The sequence below is a fragment of the Streptomyces sp. NPDC041108 genome (assembly GCF_055592645.1).
In genome coordinates, this window is sequence record NZ_JBVIYK010000007.1 from 70,597 (window position 1) to 92,037 (window position 21,441).

Genomic DNA, 21,441 nt, shown 5'->3' on the forward strand with positions numbered 1-21,441 from the left:
ACGGGAGCTCTTCGTGGGTCATCGCAGCGGCCTCGGGCTGAACAGCCGGACGAAGTCCGCCACCCCGGCGGTGGTCGGTGCGTCGGTCGCGAAGTCCGCGAGCGGCAGGGCGCCGTGGAACGAGCGCTGCACGACGCCCGCGGCGACCAACTGGACGAAGGTCCGGCCACGTGGTCGGGGTCAGGGATGTCGAGCAGACGCGCGTCGGCGAGGCGCTGCAGCCTGCGGGCCGGCTCGCGACCTCCCGGCGCTCTTCCGCCGGACCGGCTTGGACACGCTCGACGGTTGCCTGCGTAGCCATTCGGTTCTCCTCTCGATTCACGTGCTGGTCCATCGGCTGGGCCCGCACCGGAAGGGTTCGGCCTCCGCGCGCTCGGTGCTCAGCCGCCGAGGGGCTCGCCGAACCAGCGCTCCAGCGCCATCGGCAGGTCGTGGTGGGAACCGGGTGCGGCCCAGGCGACATAGCCGTCAGGACGGATCAGGACGGCCGTGGTGTCGCGGAGCCCGCTGGTCGCAGACACCTCGCCCGGTTCGGCGGTGACGATGTCGACCCGGTCGGACCAGTCGGCGGCACGGGCGCGCAGACGCGGATTGTCGGTGAGGTCGAGGAGCACGCCGCGGGCGGAGTGCAGCAGTTCGGTGCTGGACGTGGTGCGCTTGGCGGTCGTCAGCTCCAGATGCGGCATGCGGCTGCCGAGCAGCGGGTGCTCGCCGGTGCCGACGTCGTAGCGGATCTCCAGGCCACTCACCATGGCGGCGAGGTGCTTGGCTACCTCTTCGTATCCGATGAGTTCGGTCAGTACGTCACGCAACGGCTGCACCTCGGGGCCGCTCAGGAACAGCAGGCCCTGGGCCTGGGTGTTCATCAAGAGCCGCTTGCCGACCGCGTGACGCTCACTGTGGTAGGTGTCGAGGAGGTCCTGCGTGGCCGTGCCGTTGACTACGGCGGCGAGCTTCCAGCCCAGGTTTACCGCGTCCTGGATGCTGGTGTTCATCCCCTGGCCGCCGGCGGGCAGATGGATGTGAGCGGAGTCGCCAGCCAGGATGACGCGGCCGCGTCGGTACTCGGTGACCTGGCGGGTGGCGTCACCGAAGGAGCTGACCCAGACCGGCTCGGCGTGCGATATGTCCTCGCCGGTGAGCCGCTTCCAGGCGTCGGCAACCTCGTGCCAGCTCGGCGGGGCCTCCCGGCGCTGCGGCGGGGTGCCGCGCTCGCAGACGATGATGCGGGTGATCCCGCCGGGCAGCGGGCCGACCATGACCATGCCGCCGGGCAGCGTCTCGCCGATCATGCGCGGCTGCAGCTCGACGCCCTTGATGTCGGCGAGGAACATCTCCATGGTCGCGGCGGTGCCGGGGAAGTCGAAGCCGGCGGCCTTGCGGACCAGGCTGCGGCCGCCGTCGCAGCCCACCAGGTAGTCGGCGCGGAGCGTCTGTTCACCCTGAGGGCCGCGGACCTCGACGGTGACACCGGCGCCGTCGTCGGTCAGGGAGGTGACCTCGTGGCCGCGGCGGATGTCGGCGCCCAGGCTGGTGGCCCACTCCTCCAGGTGCGTCTCGGTCACGGACTGCGGAACGGTCTTGGCCGCCTGCCACGCGCCTTCCAACACGCCGAAGTCGATCGGCAGCCCGCCGAAGTGGCCCTGGTTGCTGGTCTCGATCTCGCCGAACCGGGACAGGATGCCGCGCTGGTCGAAGACCTCCATGGTGCGCGCGGTGAAGCCCAGGCCGCGGGATTCCCCGGTGCGCTTCTCCAGACGCTCCAGGACGATGACGTCGACTCCCGCGAGCCGTAGTTCACCGGCCAGCACGATTCCGGCGGGACCTGCGCCCACGACTATAACTGTGGCGTCCATGTACCTCTCCTCGGCCATCTCAGGGGTTGCGTCAAAGGGTTGGAGCATCGGCATATCGATGGCACACAAATGCCGAACCACGTGCGGCTCAAGACAGAGCAGCGGAAGCTAGTAGCGAGCCTCTTCGCCGGAGAATGGAACTTCAAGGCTTCGCTGTTCAGGTTTCCGCAATGTTCCGCCAGGCAGCTACATGAGGGAAAAGAGCATGTGCGAAGAGCGTCAGAGGCTTGCAAACTCCGTGCCGGGCACGGCGGCCCATACCGTGTTTCTCAGGTCGCCCGCACCAAGCCTCGTAATCAGCTTTGCCGTTGCTGAAGAGACCGGGACCGGAGCCAGGAGTTGGGTTGCGGTGCGGCACGGGACTACCATCAGTACTGCCTCAGTGACGTAGCGTGCGCGAGCGTGGGCGCGGGATGCCTGCGTCGTGAGTCCGTCGGCAGGGCCGGGCGCGGGGCAGCGGCGCCTGGCCGGCAAGGCCGTACGACCCCCAGGAGGCAGCCAGTCGACGAGGGATGCCGGGAGGGCGCTCGAGCCGGGGACGGGCCGCCGGGTGACCACAGGCGCGAACGCCGGTTCGGCACGGCTGGTGTCACTCGGCCGAGGAGAATGCGAGTTCCATACAACCGGAGGGTCATCCACCGGTTTCCCCGCACGCACCATCGGAAATGTGACAGAAGACCACGAGTCGTTCTCGTCCAAATTCCGGAAGGCATTGAGGCCGGTAATCCCGTCGCCGGGGAAGCAGGGTGCACTGGTTCATCACCCAGGAAAGGGTCAGCTGGGCCCGGCCCCTTGACGCCTCAGTTCTTGGACCGTTTCCTACATGGCGTGCGTTTGCCCCATCACCATCGCCTCAGGTGAGGCACGTCGTATACCTTGTCGGCGTGAAGGCGCCGGAGCCTGGAATCGGTCGCGTGGGATTCGTGTCCCATGTGGAAATGGGACAGCATCGGCTTGAGGGCCTGGCTGTCGTGGGTGTTGGCCGCGGAGAGTCCGACGCGCAGGGGCAGTCCGTTCGCGTCGGACAGGACGTGCATCCTGGAACCGGGCTCACCCCGGTCCACGGGGCTCGGACTTCAGGCCGCGGCCGCCCGCCACCGAAGGCCGCCTTGATCGCAACCGGCAGACCGTGCTCCCGGGCGAACGCCACGACCTCCTCGGCTCCCGAGACGGGATCGGGCGTGCCCGCGACCAGCGTCGCGCCGGCGCGCTGGGCGATGTGACGGGCCGCCACCTTGTCACCCAGGTCACGGATCGCCTGCGGGGGCGGGCCGATCCAGATCAGACCCGCGTCCAGGACCGCCCGGGCGAACTCCGGGTTCTCCGAGGGGAAGCCGTAGCCCGCGGCGACCGCGTCCGCCCCGGACTCGCGCGCGGCCCTGAGGACCTTGTCGATGTCCAGATCGCTGGTGTCCGGAGTGTCACCGCCCAGGGCGAACGCCGCATCTGCAGTGCGGACGTGCAGAGCGTCCCGGTCGAGGTCGGCGCAGACGGCAGTGCTCGCGATCCCGGCACGCCCGGGCCACACGGACAGCTAGTTCGCCACGGCTGGCGATGAGCACCTTGCCCACGATGGATCGACTCTCCCGACGATCGGCACCCCGGAGGTCCGAGGACCGGGCGAATCGCCGTGATGCGCGCGGATGCCGCGGCTCCGCGCACTGCTCAGTCGGCCGACCGGCCCGCGTACCACTCGCGCAACCTGGGGAAGTCCACGTCCCATGCCGGGCCCGGCGCCGCGCGCCCCACGTCGCTCCAGATCCGCTTGCTGTCGAACCAGTGGTCCGTGGCCACCATGTCCAGCGCGTGCGAAGCTTCCCTGTCGTCGCGCAACTCGGCGCGGGCCTCTGCGGGAGTGATCGCTGGCGGGGCCGGAGAAAGGCCCACGCAGTCGGCCACCGCGCGCAGCAACTCCGTCGCCGGGACCGGGGTGGGATGCGCCGCGTGATACACGGAAGCCGACAGCTTCTCGCCCGGAGCAAGCCCGACTCCCACCACGAGTGCCGCGAGTTCGGCCACCGAGATGACGGAGAGTCTGGCGTCCCAGCCCGTCGGCCGGCCGGGGATGGCCCGCAGCAGTCGGGCGAGCCCGGGGATGACCCACTGGTCACCACGCCCGTATACGAGGTACGGACGTAGCACGATGCCTCCGGCGGCCAGCACGCTGTCCTCGGCCGCCACCCGCGACCGTGACGTCGGTGACTGCGGTCTGCGTTCGAGTTGCGAGTGGCAAGCGCTACGGTAGGTGCCGCGGCCGTAGACGGCGGCGGTACTGAGATACACGACGCGGGACACTCCGGCACGTCGGGCGTCGGCGACCAGCTCGGCAGTCCCCCGGGCATTGACGATGTCGTTGGCCTCAGGTGTCCCCCCGATCTGCGAGGCGCAGTGCAGCAGTACGTCGACGCCTTCACAGACCCCGCGCAGTGAGTGTGGGTTCGCGAGGTCGGCCTGCACCAACCGCACCGGGCGAGGGCCGGATCGGGGCGGAGAACGGCGGTGTGACAGCAACTTCAGGGCTGCTCCTCGACGGGCGGCCTCCGCAGCGACGTGCCGGCCCACGAACCCGGCCGCGCCCGTGATCATGACAGTGTGCACCAGGCACCTCTCGGCTGCTCCGGAGGGCAGCGGTTCGTCGTGCTCAGCGTGATGTCGGCGGTGAATACCGACTCGCCGTCCTGCACGCCTGTTACCCGCACGGGCGTCTCACCGGCGACGGACACTCCCTGGATCGCTTCTATACGGCACGGCGCGTCGAGTTCGGCATAGCGCGTGAAGATGCCGCTGATGCCGGTGACGAGCTTGTCGGGCCGGCCGGTGACCGCGTACGCGGCCTGTCGGGCCGCCTCCAGAAGCATCATGCCGGGGATGTGGTCGACAGGATGGTCGAAGAAGATCGGGTGCGTGCTGTCGACGCGCAGCCCCCAGGAGCGGTGGCCGTCGACCACAGCCATATCCTCGGTGAGCACTACGTTCTCGGCGTTGCACCGTCCAACCCTCGCCGGGTCGACAGGCGCGCCGGCCACCTGCGTCGTACCCGTGGGCCGGTCGCTGCGCAGTCTCCGGTAGACGGCCGGGTTGATGCACTTGAAGGACGCCGATGCGGTGGCCAGGGCCGTGCCCCCGAGCAGCGCGGTCACCACATACCGCATGTCGGCGAGGTTCCCACCCCGGCGGACCACCTCACGGCATTCCGTGCGCAGTTCGACCTCAGCCGGCGTCGGAGTCGCGAGGAGGAGGTCTGGGGTTGCGGTTATCGCCATGTCCCGCATCATGAACTGATGGTCGAACGGCACCGCGTACTCGGCGTGAGCCAGCAGTGCTCCTACTTGGCGGACCGACTCGACCAGGAGCATCGTGTCCTGGTACCCGCCGGACTGAGCAAAGAGAGAGTGCCCTCGGGGCCACTGCGCTCTGACCATGAAGCACTCGGACCGCCCTTCCGGCTGCGGAACCGCCTCCCAGCCGGTGAGCAGTACTTCCGCGACCGCGGCACGGTGGACGAACTCGCGCGGCACCGTGGTGGTGAGCCCCGGATCGCCGCTCGGGCTGTGGACCTCGATCTTCCCGCCGGGCTCGTGCACTGCTAAGGCCTGCGTCTGCATGCGTGCCCCTCCTGAGCTGTTGTGGGCAGGGGAGAGCACTCAACATCGCCGTCCCCCTTCGGCTCGATGCTTGACTCGGCAAGTACAGACATGTCTGCTCGAAAAATCAAGGGAAAGATTTTACTGTGGCGCAAACCCTTCCACCGAAGATCCGCCCCAACGCCCCCGTCTCCTGGCGGACCCCGGGGGCAGGTACATAAGTTGTACACTCCCTTACAATCAGACAAGTCTGTTTGGTATGTTGGGGCTGCGTCACGCTCCGACAACCCTCGACGTCATGCCTGTCACCCAGGAGAACCCGATGAACCAGCAGGCCATAGACCAGCTCCGGCCTCATCGCAGGGAAGGGCACCACCCCGCGAACCCCTCGCCGCGGCACACCACTGCACCCGCGCCTCGCCCCACTTGGACTCCCAACGCCGAGCACAAGAACCTGCATGTCCTGGTCGTCGAGAACGAGACAGCCGCCGCCGACACCCTGGTTCAAGGGCTGATGCGGCAGGGCCACCACGCCGAGCGCGCGAACACCGGCGGCGAGGCCCTGCGCGTCCATCACCACGCCGACCTGGTGTTACTTGACCTCGACCTGCCCGACCTGGACGGTCTTGAGGTCTGCCGCGGCATCCGAGCCGTCAGCGACACACCGATCATCACCGTCACCGCACGCGGCAGTGAGCTCGACCGGGTGCTCGGCCTCCAGGCCGGCTCGGACGACTACCTGGTCAAGCCGTACGGCTTCCGTGAACTCCTGGCCCGCATCGAGGCGGTGATGCGGCGGTCCGGGCCTCGCGCGGAAGCGGCTCGAGCCATCTCCCAGGGACCGCTGCACATCGATACCACCACGCGCCAAGTCACCCTGGAGGGCGACCCGGTGGAACTGACCCGCAAGGAGTTCGACCTGCTGCACCTCCTCGCCACGCACCCCGGTTCCATCGTCTCGCGTCGGCAGTTGATGGCACAGATCTGGGGAGACACCTGGTCACAGCGGGGGCGTACGATCGATACCCACGTCAGCAGCCTGCGGGGCAAGCTCGGTTCCAGCAGTTGGATCATCACAGTCCGCGGTGTCGGCTTCCGGCTCGGCCATCCTTGAGCACGCCGTCCGCCCCGACGAGCGGGCCTATGATGCAGATAAGTCGGTATATTTCTATGTGAGGACCCGAGGCATGAGACAGCAGGAACGTGGGATCAGGTCCCGGAAACTGCTCTTGAAAGCGGCCGCGGAGGTCTTCGACGAGCGCGGCTACGACTCGGCGAGCACCACCGAGATCCTCGAACGGTCAGGACTGACCCGCGGGGCCCTGTACCACCACTTCCCTTCCAAGGAAGCCATCGCCGTCGCGCTGCTCACTACGCACCGCGAAGCCCTCGAGATACCCGCGCAGTCAACGAAGATGCAGGCCGTCATCGACCTCACCTTCGCCTATGCCTTCCAGCTCCAACGTGACCCGATGCTGCGCGCCTGCGTACGCCTGGCGGTGGAGCAGTCCTCCCTGCGAGGCGCGGCGGCCGCCCCGTATCAACAGTCCAGCATGGCCGTACGAGAGCTGTTGGCCCAGGCGAAGGAGCAGGGCGAACTCCTGCCCGGCGTCGAACTGCTGGAGGCCGCCGAGATGATCAATGGCACGTTCACCGGGATACAGGTGCTGTCAAGGGTGCAGACCGGCCGGAAGGATCTGCCCGAACGCGTCAGCATCATGTGGCGGTTCCTGCTGCCGGGGCTTGTCAGCCCCGGCATGATCGGCCACCTTCGGGTCGCTCCGCCGCAGCAACGGACCGACAGGGCCGACTGACAACCGGTTCAATCTCGCTGCCGGGCCCAACCCGCCACGGAGAACAAGGGCTTGAGCAGACCCCAGACGTGTTCTGCCGTCTTGGGGTCCCACCAGTAGTCGTCGGCGTGGCCGAGCGACTCGAGGCCGGCGGTGACCACCACGGCGAGGTCTGCGAGGCAGTGCATGTCAGCACCTTCGGGGGCGCTAGCGGCGATCCGCTCACGCAGCCGCGTCAGCGCCTCCTCACGCAGCCGCGGCGGCCCGCTCGTACCGTCGGCCGCGACCTGGATGCCCGCACGGACCAGTTGGTCCTCGCGCAGGGTCACGCCCAGATCGGTGCTGAACTTCTCCGGGGCTTCGGCCGCGCCCCCTTGGAACGCCTCGCCGGCCAATGCCTCGACACGGACCCGGGCCTGCGCGTGCACCTCCCCCACCAGTTCCGCGACGGAGTGGAAATGGTGGTAGAGCGCGCCCCGGCTCACCCCTGCGACACGGCAGATGTTCACGAGTCCGGCGTCGGCCGGCTGGCCGTTGGCTATGAGGGACGCCGCGGCATGGATGAGCATCTGTCGGGTACCTTCGGACTGCTTCTCCATCAACTTCCCGCTTCTTCCTCACTGCACCCCCCTTACGCACAGGGGCACGGGGGCTTACGGGGGGGGTGCATCAATAGGGAAAGCATACAACCTTGCCTGCTTCTGCTGACAAGGCAGTCGTCGAGATCGGGCTCAATCCCGACGTTCTCTTTAACAGGCGCTGCCTTGCCGATACTCGTCTGGCGCCGGAGCCCCTGGGCGCGCCAAAGCGAAATTTGGCCCGCGCCAATCAGACAGGTCTGTATCCACTGATATTTTCAGCGGCAGAGTCCCGGCGCCGTCCGCCCCGGGCATACCGGGGTGAAGATGCCCCAGCTTTCGCAGGACGGGCACTCGCCTCGCAAGCCCTCCGGTCTTCGGCCGCTGAGGCGAGAGCACCTCGGTACGTCCTCGGGAAGCAAGGCCACGCAGCGCTCACCACCGGAAGGACAACAGCGTCTCAGCCCCTCCGAGAGCAGACGCAGGCCCGCCACCTGGAACCCATTTTGACCAAGAAGACTGCCGCCTCCGCCCCTGAGTCGTCCTGAGCAACCCGCACGGCCCGTGTCCGCAGCCCCGCTCAACACCAGCGGCGCGTGGCCCCGCCGCCCACCGCTGCGCCCGGCCCGGCCCGGCAGTCATGGCCTCACCCGGGCTCACGTGTCCTGTTGCAGGAGCACGCCTCCGTACTTGATCGCGAGCCGAGGGGTCACCGCGCCCACGCTCTTCATGGCCGTGCAGGCGAGGACGGGCACCAAAGGAGGGTGCCGCAGCCGATTCGAGGATGCGACGCCGCCGCCCCGCGCAGACCGGCGCGCAGCGGAAGGAGACACCCCAGGGCCGTCGATGCCAATGCCCCGCCGTCCGGTCACCAGGCTGCGCCGACCGGGGTGGCGGTAGCGGGGCCGCCGTGTCCCGTACTCGGTCCTGCGGCCACCCTGCGTGGAACTCGGCTGAACCGACAACCGCCCACCCGGTGGTGAGGGGAACGCCATTGAGGAACTGGGTTGAGTGCCCGCAAGAGCAGTGGAGAAACCAAGGAAATCGACCGTGTGTTCTTGCATTCGCCGGGCACGAGGAGCGACGGAGGTTGATAACTATGGTTCCCCTGCTTCTCGTTCTTCTGCTGGCTCTGATCCTCTTCGGCGCGGGCTTCGCGCTCAAGGCACTGTGGTGGATCGCCGTCATCGTGCTGGTCGTCTGGCTGCTCGGCTTCGTCATGCGCTCCGCGGACGCAGGCGGCCGCAGGGGACGCTGGTATCGCTGGTAATCCGCCAAGCAGCGGCATGCCTGTGGGCCCCGGATACGTCCGGGGCCCACAGGCAGTTCCCGGGGTGTTGGCGGTTCTACTCGGTGCCGACTGCACGCAGCGTGGCGAGCACCAGTGCCCGGGTGACGGTGACGATTTCGCTGACGCGGACCTGTTCCTGCGGGCCGTGCGCGAGGCGTACGTCGCCGGGGCCGTACTGCAGCGTGGGGATGCCCGCCCCTGCGTACAATCGCAGGTCGCTGCCGTAGGGAGCGCCTCGCTCCGGCGGTCGTGGGCCGCCGGTGACGTCGGCGTGCGCGTCGCCGACCAGGGCTGCGAGCGGGTGTCCGGCGGGCAGCCGTCCGCTGGCGAACTGACCTCCGGGCCACGTCACCACGGCGGGGTGAGAGCGCAGCCACGGATCGACAGCGCAGGCTTCGGCCACGCACACCTCCAGTTCGGTGCGCGCCCGGACCGGATCCTCGCCCAGCCGGACACCCAGTCTTCCCTCGGCCACCAGCAGGTCGGGCACACTGCTGGCCCAGTCGCCGGCCCGGACGGTCCCCACGGACAACGGGTACGGAATGGGGTATTCGGCCATCAGGGCATCGGCGTCGGTGTTGCGGCGGGCTTCGAGACGGGCGAGCGCGCGGTGGATGGGCAGGTAGGCGTCGACGGCGCTCATGCCCGCGTATCTGGTGCTGCCGTGGGTGGCGCGACCGGGTACCTCGATGCGGAAAGTAAGGGCGCCGGCGTTCGCGGTCATGAGGGCGCCGCTGGTCGGTTCCGTGATGATGCAGGCATCACCGGTGTGGCCGCGTTGGAGGGTGCCGAACGCTCCGAGTCCTCCGTCCTCCTCGCTGACAACGAAGTGCGCGGACACCTGGCCACGCAGCTTCGCGCCCGCCCGCCGTATCGCGGCCAGGGCGGCGAGTATCGCCACCACACCCGCCTTCATGTCGCATGCTCCGCGGCCATGCACTACGTCTGCGCCGACCCGAGGCCGGAAGGGGTCTCCCTCCCATTGCGCCATGTCCCCGGGAGGAACGACGTCGACATGCCCCTGAAGGACCAGGATCGGCCCGTCGCCCTGCTGCCGCGTGCCGCCCACCAAGCCCCACGCCTCCGTACGCGGGGCTTCGCCGCCCGGGAACCGGGGGTGCACACGCAACTCGGGCAGGTTCATGGACCACAGGTCGACATCGAGATCCAACCGCTCCAGGTGGCGGGCCAGGATGTGCTGCAACTCGGACTCCGCGGCGCTCCCCGTCACGCTGGGGACGCTGAGAAGGTCCTGCAAGATCCGGGCGATGCCCTCCTCGTCCACTGCGGCCAGCGCGGACGCTTCCCTGCCGCTCACGTGTGCTGTCATCGAAAACGCTCTCCCGGCATATGACATCAGGACAAGCCGGAGGCTACGGTTGCGACAGGACGCAAACAATCGCCATTCAATGCAATCTTCTATTGATTTCTTGCAATATCGACCTTCATATAGTTATTTGTTGCGCCCCTGCTGTGCCCTTGCTGCGCCTGCTGACGTCTGGAGCGAAGTCGTGGACACCATCGACGAATCGATCATCCGCTGCGTGCTGCGCAACGCCCGCTCCACGTACGCCGAGATCGGCCAGGCAGCAGGCTTGTCCGCTCCCGCCGCGAAACGGCGTCTCGACCGCCTGGTGGCCACGGGCGCGATCCGTGGATTCACCGCTCTCGTCGACCCTCAGGCGCTGGCCTGGCACACCGAGGCATTCGTCGAGGTCTACTGCACGGGCAACCCCACCCCCGCCCAGCTGCGCCAAGCCCTGGAAGACATTCCCGAAGTCGTCGAAGCCTGCACCGTCTCCGGAGCAGCCGACGCAGTGCTCCACATGCTTGCCAGAGACATCACCCATCTGGAACTGGCCATCCAACGGGTACGCGCCACCGCCCCCGTCGACCGGACCGAGAGCGTCATCGTGCTCTCCCGACTGCTCAACCGGCCTCGGTCGTGACCACACGCCCCAAGTCCGCCGCAAGCAACGAGGTCGCGGCAACCGCCCAGTGCGACTGTGACACAGGCCGGGCCCGATGACACTGCCGTGCCGCCCTTCATAGCGCCTGTGACCATGGCTGCACCCCGGAAATACTCGCCCGAGTTGCGTGAGCGTCCGGTACGGACGTATCGCATCACCGAGCCGAAGCCGCAGATCAAGGAGCTGGCCGTCGGCCTCGGCATGCACCGACGCCGCGCGGAGAAGGAACCGTGCGAACGGCGACGCCGCGACGCCGAACCGGCCGAGCGGATCAAGGAGTCCACACGGAGTCCAGCGAAACCTACGGCTCACCGCGCCTGCACGCCGTCCTCAGACGCGAGGGCACACGCGTACGCCAGAGTTCGCCGGTGACGGCGCACGTGAGCCGTGCTCTCCGAAGGCGCTCACGCGCTGGCCGACCCGGAGACCCTGTACCGCCACTTCCCCACCAAGACCGACCTGGTGGCGGCCGTCGTCGAGGAGTTCGTCGCGCAGGTGGCCGCCGACGCCGAGGCCGCCTGTGCGCGCGTCGCGTCGGGAGCCCGCGCGTGGGACGAGGTCACCGGGTTCCTGACCCGGCTCACCGAGGAGGTGGCGACCAACCATGCCGTGAAGGCCGCCACTCAGACGCTGGGTGCCGTCCCGGACGACAAGGCCGACGAGGACCGCGCCGGCGCGGCCCTGACGACCCTCATCCAGGCCGCCCAGTCCGACGGCGATCACCCGTTTCCTCGCCGGCAAGCCGCTGGAGGGCCTGCCCTACTGCCGCAGCGTCGAGCGAGTGTCATCGACCCTCACCCCGTCGGCCACCGAGCCCGTCCCCATGATCTGACTCGCCCTGAGCCTTCATGAACCAGGAGAGAGCCAGTCGGCGCGCAGGCTCACCCGGATGGCACCGGGGTGCCGCCTGCCCTCGGAACAGGGCCGGTATCGACACCTCGACGTCCATGCTGCTGCAGGAGAACGTCGCACCGCCGAAGAACACGCTGCCGCCGGAGAACCTCGCGCTGGTGAGGCCCCGTTGCCACCGGAGAACACCCGGCACGTGAAGGCCATGTCGCCGTCGATGGTGACCCCGGTGGGATCAAGTGCCAGGTGCGGCTCGGATGTTCTACCGGCCGGTCAGGTCCACCAGGAGATCGCAGTGCGGGTCGTCGGGGGCCGGGCACTGGTGCTGCTCTTCTTCGATGAGGCTCGGCAGAGAGGCGATCAGCGCGGTGGGCGTACCCGTGAGGCGGGTGTCGACGCCGATGACGCCCGGGAGATCAGGACGCTGCACGTACAGGCGCAACAGGCTGCGGCCCAGCAGCAGAAACCCGATCACGAAGGGGTTCTCCTCGTCATCGGGGTCCGACAGGGCGCGCAGGACGGTGAGTGCCTGGCCCTGTTCGGGTTCTGGGTCCGGGGTGAGCTCCGTGGGACGGAGGCGGATGACGGTCATCCCCATGGCTTCGCTGATGTCGCTGCTGCTGTAGAGCTGGGTGCCGGCCAGGACGGTGCGAAGGATGCCGGGGATGTAGTAGGGCGCGACGGTGTCGTTCGGGATCTCGTACAGGAAGGTCGTGCCGTCCTCGTCGTCTCCGGCATGGACGGCGATCCGGACGGCGCCTGGGGCGGGCAGGACCCCGCGCAGGCGGCAGCCCTCAGCGATGGGCGCGTTGAGGTAGTACAGCAGCAGGCGGCTGACAGCCGCCTGCTGCTCCCGGTCTTCGGAATCGATCACTGGTTCACCCATGCGGGGCACTTGTTCTGTGGCTGGTTGCGGGAGAAGGCGTTGATGACGCCGATCTTCTGTCCACGGACGGCGTCATGCCTCCCGTCCCCATCCTTGCGCGTGTACTGAACGACCACGACAGACTTGACCTGCGCGGGGTGGCCGCCGGTTCTGATGGCGACGGCGGCTCACACCTGTATGTCGGTCAGACTGCCGCGGGGGCCCCGAGCATGGCGGAGGCTTTTTGCAACGGGCTGACAATGCGCTCGGGTGCGGCAGCCCGGGAGAGGTCGCGGCAGGTGAAGCCGAGCTCGGTCATGGCCCGCAGGACCTCACCGGCGCTGAAGTCGCGGCGGTCCTGGCGGGTGATGACCTGGCCGACCTGCTTGACGGGGTAGGTGCGACGACCGATGGTCACGGACGCCCCGACGACTTCCTCGGGCTTGACGCCCTTCATCGATTCCAGGACGCCGCTCTTGGTGAGGTCGAAGGGGAAGCGGGCGATGACACAGCGCATGATGCCTCACAGGGAGAAGGACGAGGGGATGGTTCTGTCACGGTCGAGGCCGTCAGCCGGCCAGGGCGAGGACACCCAGGGCGTTGCCGTGTTCGTCGACCACGGGCAGGGCAACGAGGCGCCGGTAGCGCATCGCGTGCTCGGCTTCGGCCATCGTGGTCACAGGGGAGGCGAAGGGCCCCGGGTCGACGAGGATGTCCCGCAGCTGGACCCGGTCCGTGTACACCGAGCTGTCGAGGACGGCGGTGAGCTGGGCCCGGGTGACGAGTCCGGTGCACACGCCGTCGTCGTCGCAGACGAGCAGGTGCCCGGTGCGGGCGCTCGCCATGACGGACAGGGCCACCTCGACGGTCATGTCGTCGCAGACCTGCGGTCCGGCGGTTTCCATGACATCGGCCACCGTCCTGGGCACGGGGGCGGCGGCGCCCGTCGAACGAAGCTGCATCTGAACCATCGTCAAAACGTGTCTCCTCCGAAGGTGGGCCGGCTTCCTGGACCTGAACACGAAGTCTTTACGCCGCCGGGTCGAGCGAGGACTGCCGGGTCCTGCGCCGGGCGGACGAGGCGGGGCTGCGTCGGCCGCGTGAGGACGACGTGCTGCGCTGACGCCGCTCGGTGACCGGCGCGGTGATCGTCACCGGGATGCCGGAAGGTGTCCGGGCGCCGGTGATCCGGCCGAGTGCCTCCTCGCCGGAGCGGACCTGCGTGGTCTGGGGCGTGATGCCCGCGGCGGCCATGAGGCGGGTCATGTCGCGGCGCTGGTTGGGGGTGACCAGGGTGACGACGCTGCCGGACTCGCCGGCGCGGGCGGTGCGGCCACCGCGGTGCAGGTAGTCCTTGTGGTCGGTCGGCGGGTCGACGTTGACGACGAGGTCGAGGTTGTCGACGTGGATGCCGCGGGCGGCGACGTTCGTGGCCACGAGCACGGTGACGTGCCCGGTCTTGAACTGGGTCAGGGTGCGGGTGCGCTGCGGCTGTGACTTGCCGCCGTGCAGGGAGGCAGCCCGCACCCCGCTGTTCAGCAGGTCCTGCGTCAACCGGTCTACGGCGTGCTTGGTGTCCAGGAACATGATCACCCGGCCTTCGCGCGCCGCGATCTGCGTCGTCGTCCAGTTCTTGTCCGCGCCGTGGACGTGCAGCACGTGGTGCTCCATCGTGCTGACCGTATTCGCGGACGGGTCGACGGAGTGGACGACCGGGTCGACGAGATAGCGGCGGACCAGGCGGTCGACGTTACGGTCGAGGGTGGCGGAGAACAGCATCCGCTGGCCCTCGGGGCGGACCTGGTCCAGGAGCGCGGTGACCTGGGGCATGAAGCCCATGTCGGCCATCTGGTCCGCCTCGTCCAGGACGGTGATCGCGACCTGGTTCAGCCGGCACTCCCCGCGGTCGATGAGGTCCTTGAGACGGCCCGGCGTCGCGACGACGACCTCGGCTCCACTGCGAAGCGCATTGGCCTGCCTGCCGATCGACATTCCTCCCACGACTGTGGCGAGACGCAGGTGCACCGAGCGGGCGTAGGGGGTGAGGGCGTCGGTCACCTGCTGGGCCAGCTCACGCGTGGGGACGAGGATCAGGGCCAGCGGCTGGCGCGGCTCGGCGCGCTGTCCGGCGGTGCGGGCCAGCAGGGCCAGGCCGAAAGCGAGGGTCTTGCCGGAGCCGGTGCGCCCGCGTCCCAGGGCGTCGCGACCCGCGAGGGTGTTGGGCAGGGTCGCGCTTTGGATCGGGAACGGGACGCTCACGCCTTGCGCGGTCAGCGCCGCCAGCAGTGGCTTGGGCATGTCGAGGTCGGCGAAGGTTTCGACCGCGGGGAGTGCGGGAGTGATCGTCTCCGGCAGGGCGAACTCGCCCTGGACCACTGCGGGCCGCCGGCCGTAGCCGCCCGAACGGCTCGGACCCCCGGAACGGCTCGGGGCGGACGATCCGAAACGGCCGCCCCGCCTCGAACCGCCGCCGGCGCCGAAAGCGGTGCCGTCGCCACGGCTGCGGCGGGAAGAACGAGTATTCGTACGTGCGGAGTTCATCGAGAACCCTTCCTTGATACGGCACGTATCAAGGAATTCCCGCAGCAGAAGCAGCGCGGAGAATCGCAAGAACGGACCGAATTGAATGCGAAAAGAATTAGGAGTGCGGCAGATCTGGCGCGGATTGCATCGACGGAATCTCTGGCACCATAAGGACGTGAATCCCGGACGCCTACCGGTTGCGCACCAGGACCAGGCGCGTGTCCCTGGACGAGGGACCACGGACGCCTCTCGTCCCGCAGGTCGCACCACTGCGGGGCATGTCCGTAGCTGGGGCCCGCACCCCGAGGGATGCGGGCCCCAGCTACGAAGTGCGCGTCAGCGTCAGGCGATGACGATGTTCTCGGCCGTCGGGCCCTTCTGGCCCGCCGCGATGTCGAAAGTGACCTTCTGGCCTTCGAGCAGCTCACGGAAGCCCTGGGCGGCGATGTTCGAGAAATGGGCGAACACGTCGGGCCCTCCACCGTCCTGCTCGATGAAGCCGAATCCCTTGGCCGCGTTGAACCACTTCACAGTGCCTGACGCCATGTCATGTCTCCTCTTGGGCAGTACGCCGGGACCCGCGATGCACGGATACCGGGTCGCCGCGATGATGCCCCGTCCGGAAACAACCGGCCATACGAAAAGCCGCCGGCGGCGGAAAGTGCCGACGCAGATTTTGGGAACCACAACTGCAACTGAGATCGACAGTAGCATGACATGGCGGGCCGGGTGCAATAAGCGGCTCCATCCTGCCGATTGCAGCAAAAACGCTTTCCGTGCCACGTGCCAAACCCTCATGTCGCGGATATAGATATTGACCGACCCGAAGCGCAGGGTTTCAGGAACAGCGGACCGTTGAGCGCTCAAAAGAGCGCGCATTCCGGTGGCGATTGCCTGCCCGGCGTGCACTCCAGTGACCCGTGCGCTGGTCCCGCCGCGCATCCGGGCGCTGGTGAGGTGAGCCGAGCCGACGGGCAGGCCGCCAGGTGTGCAGTGACCCTCGGGCCTCACTCACCCGCTGCCCGCCGACATCAAGGCCGAGGTGCTGCAGGCCCTGACAGGTGAAGGAACCGGCCTGACCCGACGGATCGTCTCGGCTGTCGATGAGATACCCCGGCCCGAACGCGGCGCGGCCAGGGATTCGAAGTCTGGACGAGTGTCCGAACGCCCGCTCCCCCAAACCGCACGACTGCCACACCGGTTTTGCGGCCCCCGACCGCCACGCCGCCCGCAGCCACGGGCCTCGCAGCCCTCATCCTCCGGACCGGTGCCCCTGCCCCTTCCGAGCCACACCCTGGTCGCCGGGGACCAGCACGCAGGCGACCAGGACCGCCGCGTCGCCACTTCCAAGGCGGAGGTGACCGCCTGGTCCAGTAGCACAGCAGAACGCCCACGCCGAAGACGTGGGCGAGGGAGAACTTTCACGCCATGACAGCTGACGCAGGCGCTGCACGCCGTGGACTCTGTCATCTGAGGCAATGATCCCACCGCCTCAGGCTGCGGGTGGTTTGGATGCTTCGGCGGCGCGGCGGTGTTCGGCGTTGATGCGCTGGGCTTCTTCGAGCTGGTCTTCGAGGACGATGATGCGGCAGGCTGCCTCGATGGGGGTGCCCTGGTCGACGAGCTCGCGGGCGCGGGCGGCGATGCGCAGCTGGTAGCGGGAGTAGCGGCGGTGTCCGCCTGCGGAACGCAGCGGGGTGATGAGGCGGGCTTCGCCGACGGCGCGGAGGAAGCTCTGGGTGGTGCCGAGCATCTCGGCGGCCCGGCCCATGGTGTATGCGGGATAGTCGTCATCGTCGAGACGCCCGAAGAAATCGTCTGCTGTCATCGCACCTCTCTGTGGACGCGTGGAGGGGCCCTGGTGCCATTTTGCACCAGGGCCCCGAAGGAACTGCTACACCATCTGCCGGCCCCAGTAATGCGCCGGCCTTCTGTTTCCGCGAGCCCGGCCTGAACGCTGCCGGGGGTGCGGGGATCGCGGATGCGTGACCGGAGACCACCTCACTATCGATGTCCTGCGGTACCCGGACCCACTGCTCGTCCGGGCGATCCTGATGGCGCTCTGCTCCTCCGTTCTTCCTCTGATCACTCACTTGCCGAACCGGTACTGCGGTACTGCTGGTGGCCTGCCACAGCACCACCCTTCGGCAGCCAGCCCCGTCGCCCGTCCTGCATCTGCTCTGGCTTAGAACCCCACTGCCGAACCTCCCGGCACGCGCGCCCGCAGTCAGACGCCTTTACCGGGGTACCACTCGAAAAATGCACTGCGGGTACTGCGGTCCTGCTCATGGCGGCCCCTGATCACTGCGGGCCACCCGGTCCGGCCGTCAGTCCCGTCACCGTCCTGCGACAACCCTGGCTTCGGAACTCCACCGCCGCACCGCCCTGCGTACTGCAACTGCGTACTGCTGCCCGGCAGTTCATCTCTGCCGGGCCCTCTTGATCTCGGCTACGAGAGAAACCATAACCAGCCCAGCGCCCAATGTCTACTCTGACCGATGCAGATTTTCGTGAGTCTGACGGCGAGGTAGTCGCCCACGGTCGGAACAGCGAACAAACAGACACCTGGTTCCGGTTCGCGGCGCTGTCCACGGAGATGAGGACGCCTTCGCCACAGACGTCGAGGGGGCGTCGACCTGGCGGTTCTCCGGAACGATCCCGGCCGAAGGGCTACCGCCGCCGGCGAGCCGAGCGACGAGGAGATCGACGGCGGGCTCGCTCTCATGGACAGGCGACTCCGAGCGGCTGTTCGGGAACCCAGCCTGCTGGAGGCCGTCTGAGCGTGGTCCCGGCCGGTCGTCCGACAGGGAGCACGCCGCCTATGGCTTCGGCGTGGTTGCTCCCCGAGCCTCGGCCGATCAGGCGAGTGGGAACGGTGGTGTACGGGCCCGGGAGCGGTCGCCGTCGGAACGAGCACGGCTCACCGCGCTTCGCTGGTCGGCCCTGCTCTGCCTCGTCCGGACGGCGCGGCAGAGCAGGGCCCGTGTCAGCTGATCCTGCCTGCGAAGGCGCACGGACCAGGAACCGTCACCGCCAGATGGACCTCAGCTGCCACGCCTGCATGCGGTCGAGGGTGGCGGCGCCGCCCTCGGCGAAGACCTCGACGCCGGTGCTGGAAGGGTCGGGGAAGATCTGGTCGGTGATCACGGCTTCGCCACTGCCGCCGAAGACCTCGACGGACGACCGGTCGACCAGGACCCGCAGCTTGATCTTGCCGTTCGCCGCCTTCAGCGGTGCGGTCTGGACGCTGGGGAAGGTGCTGTTGAAGTCTCCGGCGCCGGAACGGGTGCGGTCGACGTACAGCTCCTGGGTCGTGCTGTCGTAGCCGATGACGGTCTCCTCGCCACCCGCGCCGGTGCGCAGCTTCAGACCGAAGCGGTCGGCGTCCTTCAGGGAGAAGGTCGCCTCGATGTCGAGTGCCTTGCCCTTGGCCGCGGGGCCGGTCAGGCGCTTGGAGGTGTTCTTGACGGTGACGCCGGACGCGGTCGCGGCCGGGCGCTTCTGGCGGAGGGAATCCAGGCTGCCCACCGGCTTGCCGGTGAGCCGGATTCGGCCGTCGACGGTGCGCAGGGCCATCTCCCTCGGAACGCTCTGCGCGCCGCGCCAGGGGACGTTGGGGACGGACTGGCCGTAGTCCCAGTTGTTCATCCAGCCGATCATGTACCGCTTGCCGCCCGGGGCGTTCTCCCAGGAAACGGCCGCGTAGTAGTCCTTGCCGTAGTCGGCCCAGTCGGCGCGCTGCACGACCGACTTGGCGGGCTTCTCGGCGGCGGTGAACCGGTCGGCCATGACGTGGCCCCAGCCGGCGGTGTTCATGTCGACGACCTGGATCTGCGCCTTCTTGCCGACGTACGGGCGCATGTCGAAGGACGCCCAGTCCAGGCTCTCGCTGTCGGCGCCGGTGGCGCTGCGGACGATCTTGCCGTCGAGGAGCAGGTTGACGGACGTCTCCTGCGAGACGGGCTGGGCCTTGGTGTCGGACAGCATGATGTGGTCGACGTTGAGGTGGCCCCAGCCGCCGGTGTTGCTGTCGACGATCTTGATCCGCGCCTTCTTGCCGGCGAGGTCGCTGACGCCCCAGGAGGCCCAGTTGAGTGTCTCGGCGTCCTTGCCGGTGGCGCTGCGGACGGCCTGGCCGTCGACGAGGAGTTCGACGGCGGTGGGGCTGTCGGAGTCGGCCGGGTGGTTGCCGCCGCCGATGAGGAAGTTGATGTGCTTCTTGTCGATGGTGAACTCGGGTGAGGTGAGGGTGCCGGTGGTGGCGTCGCCGTTCTGGAAGGTGTTGGCCAGCCCGTCTCCCAGGAAGCCGGAGACCTGTCCCTGGCCGGGGAGGGTGCCGGTGGCCGGTGCGGTGCCGAAGGCGTCCCCGGTCGCCGCCCAGTCGCCATAGGTTCCGCCTTCGAAGTCGGCGAGGACCGTGCCCTCGGGTGGAGTCCTGTCCATGACGGTTCCGGCCTCGTGCGGATGCCGCCCGCCACCGACCTTGAAGTTCAGGTAGGGGCTGTCGACGGTGAAGGAGGGGGAGGTGAGGATGCCGGTGGCGCCGTCACCGCCGTGGAAGCTGTTGGCGAGGCCCTTGCCGTCGAAGCCGGTGACGGCCCCCTGCCAGTCCACCGCCCCGGCTGCCGGTCCCTGGCCGAACGCGGCGCCGACTGTCGTCCACTCACCGAAGTCGGTGCCCTCGAAGTCCTGCATCACCGTGCCGGTGGGCGGGGTGTAGGTGCCCTTGTCCTCGGCGGTGAACTTCTTGCCGTCGAAGTCGCCGATGAAGTACTGCGAGCCCGACCCGCCCGCGATACCACCGGGGTTGATGTTGGCGACCAGGACCCACTTGATGTTCTTCTTGTCCCCGTCGACCGCGAGGGGGAACAGGTCCGGACACTCCCACTCGCCGCCCGTCGCACCCTGCGGCCCGAACTCGCTGAGCAGGTCCCAGTCCTTGAGGTTCTTCGACGAGTAGAACCGCACCTTGTGCTCTTCGGACAGCGAGACCGTCATGAGCCAGCTCTTGGTCGGCGCGTACCACTGGACCTTCGGGTCACGGAAGTCCTTGGAGCCGATGTCGATGACGGGATTGCCCTGGTACTTGGTCCAGGTGCGGCCGCGGTCGGTGCTGTAGGCGAGCGACTGGGCCTGCTTGCCTCCGTCCTTGTAGGCGCTGGTGTAGATCGCCACCATCGGCGGGTTCTTCTTGGTGCCGAAGCCGGTGGTGTTGTTCTCGTCGACGACCGCGCTGCCGGAGAACACCATCTCCTCGTCGTCGTGCGACAGGGCGAGCGGCAACTCCTCCCAGTGCACGAGGTCCTTGCTCACCGCGTGCCCCCAGGACATGTCGCCCCAGGAGTTGCCGTTCGGGTTGTACTGGTAGAAGAGGTGGTATTCGCCCTTGTAGTAGACGAGGCCGTTGGGGTCGTTCATCCAGTTCTTCTGCGGGGTGAAGTGGAACTGGGGTCTGTAGGTCTCGGAGTACGGCGGGGCGCCGGCCGCGACGGCCTGAGGGGCGAGCGGGGCTGCGGACAGGGCGCAGACCGTCGTCACCGCCGCCATCAGCCGCATGCGGGCATGCCGGGATACGTGTACAGAGCTCATGGTGTCTCCTTGTCCCGCGGTCGTCCGCGCAGCGGTGACTGCGGCCCCGGCGCGGACGGACCGAAAAGTGACACACCCTGGCCGACGCGGCGTCCACGCCGTCGACCAGAGGTGTCAACGTTGACCTATGTCAGCGATGACATCGAGTGCCCGATTATGAAGCGCAATCCCGCCAGTGCGTCAACGGTGCGGGCGCGACTGTTTCGGTGCCGATCGCAGACCATCAGGCGTCGCCGGCGGTCGCGAACTTCGCCGCCTGATTCGGGCAAGGCGGGCTGAGGTCGGTAAACATCCAGGTCAGGGCGGTGACCTGGGTGGCGAACCAGCGCGCTTCCGCCTGCATCGCGAGTGACCGAGATCAGCAAGTTAACGAGTTGTTTCCGGCCTGTTGACCGGTCGGGCCTCTCGGTGCTTCACTTCCGGAACCGGTACCGAAACCGGTTCCGGTACCGCTTCCGGTACCGCTTCCACGGGTCTGTGTACGATCGGCCCTTCGGTGCGGGAGGACGTCTTCCGCCTCTGCAGGGAAGGAGGGGAGGTGAC

At 68.2% G+C, this 21,441-nt stretch carries 18 protein-coding genes and 2 pseudogenes; 5 read left to right on the top strand and 15 right to left on the bottom strand.

The genetic code is table 11. The features are described from left to right. Window positions 1–18 precede the first annotated feature (18 nt). From ACZ6BB_RS20955 to ACZ6BB_RS20980, 6 genes and pseudogenes are all read right to left on the bottom strand, one after another. The gene (locus tag ACZ6BB_RS20955; RefSeq protein ID WP_471616660.1) at window positions 19–150 is read right to left on the bottom strand and encodes a hypothetical protein; all 132 of its coding nucleotides are present in this window, start codon (window positions 148–150) and stop codon (window positions 19–21) included. A gap of 230 nt (window positions 151–380) precedes the next feature. Further along, window positions 381–1,856 carry an FAD-dependent monooxygenase gene (locus tag ACZ6BB_RS20960; protein ID WP_471616661.1) on the bottom strand — a complete coding sequence of 492 codons (1,476 nt, stop codon included), beginning with the start codon at window positions 1,854–1,856 and terminating at the stop codon, window positions 381–383. Window positions 1,857–2,701: 845 nt separating this feature from the next. Continuing rightward, window positions 2,702–2,929, bottom strand: a pseudogene (locus ACZ6BB_RS20965) (transposase); the annotation flags it as partial. 1 nt (window position 2,930) lies between these two features. Then, window positions 2,931–3,427 (bottom strand): annotated as a pseudogene (locus tag ACZ6BB_RS20970) (biotin carboxylase N-terminal domain-containing protein); the annotation flags it as partial. Window positions 3,428–3,521: 94 nt separating this feature from the next. Then, entirely contained in the window at window positions 3,522–4,442 is a 921-nt protein-coding gene (locus ACZ6BB_RS20975) for an NAD-dependent epimerase/dehydratase family protein (RefSeq protein WP_471616998.1), read from the bottom strand. Further along, the gene (locus ACZ6BB_RS20980; protein WP_471616662.1) at window positions 4,439–5,461 is read right to left on the bottom strand and encodes a ScbA/BarX family gamma-butyrolactone biosynthesis protein; all 1,023 of its coding nucleotides are present in this window, start codon (window positions 5,459–5,461) and stop codon (window positions 4,439–4,441) included. The genes ACZ6BB_RS20975 and ACZ6BB_RS20980 overlap by 4 nt, the downstream gene beginning before the upstream one ends. Window positions 5,462–5,738: 277 nt before the next feature. Between ACZ6BB_RS20980 and ACZ6BB_RS20985 the strand changes: the two genes are divergently transcribed. Then, a complete protein-coding gene (locus ACZ6BB_RS20985) occupies window positions 5,739–6,554 on the top strand; it encodes a response regulator transcription factor (RefSeq protein WP_471616663.1) in 816 nt (271 codons plus the stop codon). Between the two features lie 73 nt (window positions 6,555–6,627). After that, window positions 6,628–7,254, top strand: coding sequence for a ScbR family autoregulator-binding transcription factor (locus ACZ6BB_RS20990; RefSeq protein ID WP_471616664.1), 627 nt, complete (start codon window positions 6,628–6,630; stop codon window positions 7,252–7,254). Window positions 7,255–7,262: 8 nt separating this feature from the next. Here the strand turns inward: ACZ6BB_RS20990 and ACZ6BB_RS20995 are convergent, their stop codons facing one another. Continuing rightward, window positions 7,263–7,802, bottom strand: coding sequence for a TetR family transcriptional regulator (locus ACZ6BB_RS20995; RefSeq protein ID WP_471616665.1), 540 nt, complete (start codon window positions 7,800–7,802; stop codon window positions 7,263–7,265). Window positions 7,803–8,910: 1,108 nt separating this feature from the next. Here ACZ6BB_RS20995 and ACZ6BB_RS21000 point away from each other — a divergent pair. After that, entirely contained in the window at window positions 8,911–9,081 is a 171-nt protein-coding gene (locus tag ACZ6BB_RS21000; RefSeq protein WP_045562163.1) for a DUF5670 family protein, read from the top strand. A 76-nt stretch (window positions 9,082–9,157) separates the two neighbouring features. Here ACZ6BB_RS21000 and ACZ6BB_RS21005 read toward each other — a convergent pair whose 3' ends face one another. Next, window positions 9,158–10,432, bottom strand: a complete 1,275-nt coding sequence (locus tag ACZ6BB_RS21005; RefSeq protein ID WP_471616666.1) for an ArgE/DapE family deacylase — start codon at window positions 10,430–10,432, stop codon at window positions 9,158–9,160. 181 nt (window positions 10,433–10,613) lie between these two features. On the opposite strand from ACZ6BB_RS21005, the gene ACZ6BB_RS21010 reads away from it, so the two are divergent. Then, on the top strand, window positions 10,614–11,051 hold the full coding sequence (locus ACZ6BB_RS21010; RefSeq protein WP_471616667.1) for an Lrp/AsnC family transcriptional regulator: 438 nt from the start codon (window positions 10,614–10,616) through the stop codon (window positions 11,049–11,051). Window positions 11,052–11,459: 408 nt separating this feature from the next. Further along, window positions 11,460–11,924 (top strand): hypothetical protein, encoded by a 465-nt coding sequence (locus ACZ6BB_RS21015; RefSeq protein ID WP_471616668.1) that lies wholly within the window; start codon window positions 11,460–11,462, stop codon window positions 11,922–11,924. 259 nt (window positions 11,925–12,183) lie between these two features. Here the strand turns inward: ACZ6BB_RS21015 and ACZ6BB_RS21020 are convergent, their stop codons facing one another. The 7 genes from ACZ6BB_RS21020 to ACZ6BB_RS21050 all read right to left on the bottom strand — a co-directional run bounded on the left by ACZ6BB_RS21020 (window position 12,184) and on the right by ACZ6BB_RS21050 (window position 20,898). Continuing rightward, a complete protein-coding gene (locus tag ACZ6BB_RS21020) occupies window positions 12,184–12,795 on the bottom strand; it encodes a hypothetical protein (protein WP_471616669.1) in 612 nt (203 codons plus the stop codon). A 196-nt stretch (window positions 12,796–12,991) separates the two neighbouring features. Next, the gene (locus tag ACZ6BB_RS21025; protein WP_471616670.1) at window positions 12,992–13,303 is read right to left on the bottom strand and encodes an SCO5918 family protein; all 312 of its coding nucleotides are present in this window, start codon (window positions 13,301–13,303) and stop codon (window positions 12,992–12,994) included. Window positions 13,304–13,355: 52 nt separating this feature from the next. After that, entirely contained in the window at window positions 13,356–13,763 is a 408-nt protein-coding gene (locus ACZ6BB_RS21030) for a CBS domain-containing protein (RefSeq protein ID WP_471616671.1), read from the bottom strand. Between the two features lie 52 nt (window positions 13,764–13,815). Next, complete coding sequence (locus tag ACZ6BB_RS21035) at window positions 13,816–15,327, bottom strand: DEAD/DEAH box helicase (RefSeq protein WP_471616999.1); 1,512 nt, start codon at window positions 15,325–15,327, stop codon at window positions 13,816–13,818. 324 nt (window positions 15,328–15,651) lie between these two features. After that, a complete protein-coding gene (locus ACZ6BB_RS21040; protein ID WP_471617000.1) occupies window positions 15,652–15,855 on the bottom strand; it encodes a cold-shock protein in 204 nt (67 codons plus the stop codon). Window positions 15,856–16,801: 946 nt separating this feature from the next. Next, window positions 16,802–17,137, bottom strand: a complete 336-nt coding sequence (locus ACZ6BB_RS21045) for a helix-turn-helix domain-containing protein (RefSeq protein WP_471616672.1) — start codon at window positions 17,135–17,137, stop codon at window positions 16,802–16,804. A gap of 1,199 nt (window positions 17,138–18,336) precedes the next feature. Beyond that, window positions 18,337–20,898, bottom strand: a complete 2,562-nt coding sequence (locus ACZ6BB_RS21050) for a GH32 C-terminal domain-containing protein (RefSeq protein ID WP_471616673.1) — start codon at window positions 20,896–20,898, stop codon at window positions 18,337–18,339. Between the last annotated feature and the right edge of the window lie 543 nt (window positions 20,899–21,441).

Bases quoted from the DNA above. Each gene is read 5' to 3' on its own strand.
- ACZ6BB_RS20960 (WP_471616661.1), bottom strand. From the start codon at position 1,856: ATGGACGCCACAGTTATAGTCGTGGGCGCAGGTCCCGCCGGAATCGTG.
- ACZ6BB_RS20975 (WP_471616998.1), bottom strand. From the start codon at position 4,442: ATGATCACGGGCGCGGCCGGGTTCGTGGGCCGGCACGTCGCTGCGGAG.
- ACZ6BB_RS20980 (WP_471616662.1), bottom strand. From the start codon at position 5,461: ATGCAGACGCAGGCCTTAGCAGTGCACGAGCCCGGCGGGAAGATCGAG.
- ACZ6BB_RS20985 (WP_471616663.1), top strand. From the start codon at position 5,739: ATGCCTGTCACCCAGGAGAACCCGATGAACCAGCAGGCCATAGACCAG.
- ACZ6BB_RS20990 (WP_471616664.1), top strand. From the start codon at position 6,628: ATGAGACAGCAGGAACGTGGGATCAGGTCCCGGAAACTGCTCTTGAAA.
- ACZ6BB_RS20995 (WP_471616665.1), bottom strand. From the start codon at position 7,802: ATGCTCATCCATGCCGCGGCGTCCCTCATAGCCAACGGCCAGCCGGCC.
- ACZ6BB_RS21000 (WP_045562163.1), top strand. From the start codon at position 8,911: ATGGTTCCCCTGCTTCTCGTTCTTCTGCTGGCTCTGATCCTCTTCGGC.
- ACZ6BB_RS21005 (WP_471616666.1), bottom strand. From the start codon at position 10,432: ATGACAGCACACGTGAGCGGCAGGGAAGCGTCCGCGCTGGCCGCAGTG.
- ACZ6BB_RS21025 (WP_471616670.1), bottom strand. From the start codon at position 13,303: ATGCGCTGTGTCATCGCCCGCTTCCCCTTCGACCTCACCAAGAGCGGC.
- ACZ6BB_RS21035 (WP_471616999.1), bottom strand. From the start codon at position 15,327: ATGAACTCCGCACGTACGAATACTCGTTCTTCCCGCCGCAGCCGTGGC.
- ACZ6BB_RS21040 (WP_471617000.1), bottom strand. From the start codon at position 15,855: ATGGCGTCAGGCACTGTGAAGTGGTTCAACGCGGCCAAGGGATTCGGC.
- ACZ6BB_RS21045 (WP_471616672.1), bottom strand. From the start codon at position 17,137: ATGACAGCAGACGATTTCTTCGGGCGTCTCGACGATGACGACTATCCC.
- ACZ6BB_RS21050 (WP_471616673.1), bottom strand. From the start codon at position 20,898: ATGAGCTCTGTACACGTATCCCGGCATGCCCGCATGCGGCTGATGGCG.